Genomic DNA, 4995 nt, shown 5'->3' with positions numbered 1-4995 from the left:
AGCCTTACAAGTGGAACACTTGCAGGAAGTGAAACAATAAAATCAGTAAATGTAGTAGGTTCTCGAACAGAAGTAGGGAGTAGTCCAAACGTAGCAAGTAGAGCAGAAATAATGGCTGGAGAGGTAGATGTAACTGAGAACTACAATATCACATACAAAGCAGGAACATTGACAGTTACAGCAAAGCCATACTATCCACCAAAAGATCCACCTAAAGATCCACCAATAAAGGAAATAATAATTATCGACGAACCAATACCAATAGGATTGCCAGAATTAAACAAAGAAGATCATTTCCAATATATTCAAGGTTATCCTGACAATACTGTAAGACCAGAAGGCTTAATTACAAGAGAAGAAGTTGCAGCAGTATTCTATAGATTATTAACAGAAAAATATAGAAACGGCATATTAGCTCACACTAATAATTTCTCAGATGTTGAAGCCAATAGATGGTCGAATAGACATATATCTACACTAGCTAATGGAGCCATAATAACAGGATATCCAGATGGAACCTTTAAACCAGGAAACTTCATTACAAGAGCAGAACTTGCAGCAATAGCTTCAAGATTTGACAAGTTAAGTCCATTTGAAGCAGATAGTTTCTCAGATATTAAAGGCCATTGGGCAAATAAATATATCAACTCTGCTTCACAAAAAGGTTGGGTAAAAGGCTACGAAGATGGTACCTTTAAACCTGATCAATATATTACCAGAGCTGAATTTGTAACTCTTGTAAATGCAGTATTAGAAAGAAGAGTTCACAAAAAAGATATATTAGAAGACGCAAGAAAATTCCCAGATCTTCTAAAATCTAAATGGTATTATGAGGAAATGCAAGAAGCTATAAACAGTCACTATTACTTCAGAATGAAAGACACATACGAAGAATGGACTGAAATATACTATCCAGTATTGGATATGTAATTAAAAAGACACTAGATTAATATTAATCTAGTGTCTTTTTAATCCTCTAATCATGTAATCTATACATGATTAAAAGATAATCAAAACCAATCTACTGATAAAGAGGTAAAATATTTTATAAAATTTACATATTTAATTATATAGAAGCTTGTGGAAATATATCAGTATAGATGGGATGATAGAAGTAGTAGGAGCTTCTATTGTCTCTAATTTAGTAACTGGCTTTAATATTCATTTAGACAAGCTAGGCTACCTAGAAGTATATATCTAATGTTTCCTGTTATGGATATGGATTTTGTTGGAGCTGGTGTTATTGGTTATGTCTTATAAGCCAGATAGAATTAGAGGGGGAGATAAGGAGAAGACAAAGATTAACATAAATAGCATATCAGAATTTGTAGCAACACAGGAACTATTAGTTTAAACTGATTAATGCTGCAGCTATTAAGAGAGGAATAATTATTACACTAAAACCAATAATTAAACTTTGTTTCTCCTTCTGGCCTAACTCATCAGCAACCGAATAGAATAAACCAAGAAGCCCCATGGGAAGGTAATTACTTACTATCCTACAGGGCTTTTCTTAACCCTCAGCAAACCATGGGAATATCGCCCATTAACGGGAAAAGTTATTGAAACTCAATTAGGTAGATATGTTGTAGATAATTGTGAACCTAAAGTATCCTTTAACGCGAACTATGGAAAGTTTTTAAAGGAAAATGAGAATATACTAGGAATACATGAAATACAAAAAAATGTTCCTATAGTTGATGAATACCAAAATTCTTCTACTTGTTCAGAATGGAAGATATTATAATAAAATTTCATATTAAGCAAGAGGGAGATAAGGAGAAGACAATGTAGTTTCTCCTTTAACAAAAATAGAGACTCAATTGAGTCTCTATTTTAATACTATCTAGTATAATAATCATATCCATCGTATTCAACTACATTGCCACTGGTATCCATTATATATTTAGGATTTTCTTTCAATCTAATGGAATATCCGTCAGGATTGATTGTACCAGAGATTGAGATTATTATATTGTTATTATCTAAAGAAGTTGAGTATTCTGACCTATCCAGGACTCCTTTTCCTAATGCTTCTACTATTAAATCATCTTTAAATAGAGTTGCTACTCTGCTTTCTAATTTTTCGGTAAAAGGAAGATAGATTATTCTACCGCTAGTACTAAGTCTACCACTATTTGCACCTATACGAGGTTTTACCTCATCCTTTACAGTAATGGAATCTGCTTTAGCCTTTGTTTCTAAAATTGTTTCTATAGAGTTTCTATCCTTTATAGTTAGTTTCCCATCTATAGTTGTTACATCCTTATCGTCTAAAGTGATTATAACTTCTTCTGAACCATCCCCAGTTACGTCATATATAGTTCTTCCTGATACGCTAAAATCATCTTTAGAAGCGTATAATATTGGTTGGTCAAATTTTACTATTAGGGTATCGGGTTCAATTAGTCTAGCTTCTTTTACTATGGTTTCTCCTTGGTTGGTACCGTCAAATTTTAGTGTAACAGGTTTCATGGTTACACCGTTGACGCCTTTAAGTCCTCGGATATCTAATTCAGTAATATTACCTGCCCTACCTATGTCCACCTTTTTACCATTGATTTCTTCAGGTAAAGTGATTACATAAGTTTTCCCATCAAATAATAGACTGAATTCAGTGCCAGATGGTAGATATTCAAGTCTTTCCCCAAGTTTTAACAGATAATTTAGATTATCTTCTATAGTGGCTGGGTCCATATCCTTACTAAAACGAAGGATTATTTCATTACCTTTACCAGAATGACTGACTATTGTTGGTTCTTCCACATCATCCATGTAAATATTTTGAGTATAAGTTATTAGAGGATTTTTTACAGTTGTGGTATCCACTACTCCTTGAATGGTAATGGTATTTGTACCTATTGGTAGATGATTATTTAAATTTATTCTATATTCTCTACCAGAACCTTCTATACTCCTTATATATATCTTATTGCCTTTTTCATCTTTAATATCATAGTAGGCTCTATTTCCTGCTACTACATTTTTACTATAATAAACGGTAATAGTTTTTCCATCTTCAGAAACTGATAGTCCTACTACTTCTGGGTTGGTGGTATCTAATACTGGTTTTATTTTAGTTTCTTCATATTTTAGTTTGTTATCTGAATAATCTCCTACACTATATATATAAAATGTTATTTCATAATTAGGTAATTTATTTCCTGAGTAATCTAATATAACTTTATCGTTTAACACCTTTACACTATTAGGATATTTTTTAGTAGAGCCAGATTTCCAATAGAAATTAGTTCTAACTACTGAACTTGGATCTATATCTTCATTAAATTGGATTATGACTTCTTCAGTAGTGGCATTTGCATCTACTATTTTTGGTGGCTCAATATCCTTTATTATATCAAAGGAAAAATTTTGATCTAATGCCTTATAATCTGCATAGTCTACTAATCCTGATACATTTAAAATATGTTTACCTTCTTCAGGTGCATAATAAGAGGAATAATATTTTAATGTAATTACATTGTCTACAGTTTCCACTTGAGCTGAGATGCTCTTGCCATCAATTTTAAAATTTGAGGATTTAGCACTCCTAACTGGTTCTGACATATAAATCCTCAAACCCTTATTTCCCAATTGTTTAACGTCTTCTACCTTTGGGATTTCATTATCGAAAGCGTTAAATTCTCTATCCCTTATACTTATTTCTTTTCCTTTTGCTGATTTGATTTTATTTATGGATATTTTGTATGTATTTTGGTTTTTCATAGTTTCGTTAAGGGTTAGGACTACAGTAGTATCATTGTCTTCTAAACGTACTGATTTAACTGTGCCTGCGTTTGTATAGTAATTGCTAGCAAACAAGCTAGAATCTTTATCTACAGGTGCTGTGAAATTTATGGCTATTTCCTTAAGGTTGTCTGCTCTTACATCGTTTAATTCGAAGGGTAGCTCTTGAATTGTAAAGGTTTGAGATCTGGTACTTAAATCTCCACTTAAGAACCTATATTCATATTTCCCAGGTTGAAGGTTTTCAATAGGAAATGAAAATCGACCTTCATCATCTATAGAAATATCATAGTATTTTTCTCCAGAGGTAATATCCGAAGAAAGGGGGTTTAAATGGATTTTCAGCGCATGGGTTCCCTTTGCTACCCCTTCGAATACAACATTGTTTTTATCTATAGTTGGAACTACTGTCACATCAAAGGTATCTGGTATATCTAAATTTAACTTTTGAGCCAATGTTAAACTAGAGCCTCTAATGTTAAGCCTTAAAGCGTTAAGGGTCATAGCTGCCATTAATCCTCTCACTACATCTTCATCAGGTTTTGCTGAAAGTCCATCCATTAATCTCAATTTATCTGCAACTTCTGGCACCTTTCCATAATCCTTTACTTCTTCTCCATAGCCTAAAGCTCTCAATAGTAAAGTTTGAAATTGTTTAACTTTTACTGGTTTATCAAAGCCAAATTCTCCTTTCCCAATTCCAATAATAAGCCCTTTATCTACTGCCCAGGACACATAGGGTTTATAAAAAGAACTTTTTACATCAGTAAAAGTATCTTTTGCTAGGTATTTTTTTGCTGTAGCCTCTTCTTTATAGAGTCTGCTAATGAGGACTACCATATCCTGTCTTCTAAGATTGTTTTCTAACATCAAATCCCCAGTTTCTGAGCCTTGCAATACACCTAAACCTTCTAATATCTTTCCAGCTTGGTTATATAATTCTTTTTCAGAAGGAGCTCCAAAGGAAAAAGTAAAATTAGAAAATACTATAACTAAAGCTAGTATTAAAGATAAAACTTTTTTCATATATAAACTCTCCTTTCATTATTATCCTACCTTAATTATACACCATATAACTGATTCTAAATATTACATTATAATTACAATAGGTTTATTTATTATAGGGTATAATATATTTAATGGGGATAACTTAGTGTAAAATAATTGTTGGACAAAAAACAAAAAAATATAGAGAAATATCCTCCATTTGATATAATGTAATCGACAAAAACCACATTAAAGGAGGAA

General features: G+C 32.2%; 2 protein-coding genes. One reads left to right on the top strand and one right to left on the bottom strand.

From position 1 onward, the window contains the following. Window positions 1–930, top strand: a 930-nt coding sequence (locus tag C3E90_RS03810) for an S-layer homology domain-containing protein (RefSeq protein ID WP_236914310.1), incomplete at its 5' end; no start/stop codon positions are given. Between the two features lie 912 nt (window positions 931–1842). Here C3E90_RS03810 and C3E90_RS03805 read toward each other — a convergent pair. After that, complete coding sequence (locus C3E90_RS03805) at window positions 1843–4773, bottom strand: S-layer homology domain-containing protein (RefSeq protein WP_236914309.1); 2931 nt, start codon at window positions 4771–4773, stop codon at window positions 1843–1845. Window positions 4774–4995: the final 222 nt, after the last annotated feature.

The organism is Clostridium sp. Cult2 (assembly GCF_021655075.1).
In the GTDB taxonomy this organism is placed as follows: domain Bacteria; phylum Bacillota; class Clostridia; order Tissierellales; family Tepidimicrobiaceae; genus Schnuerera.
This window is presented reverse-complemented; position numbering and strand designations above follow the sequence as displayed.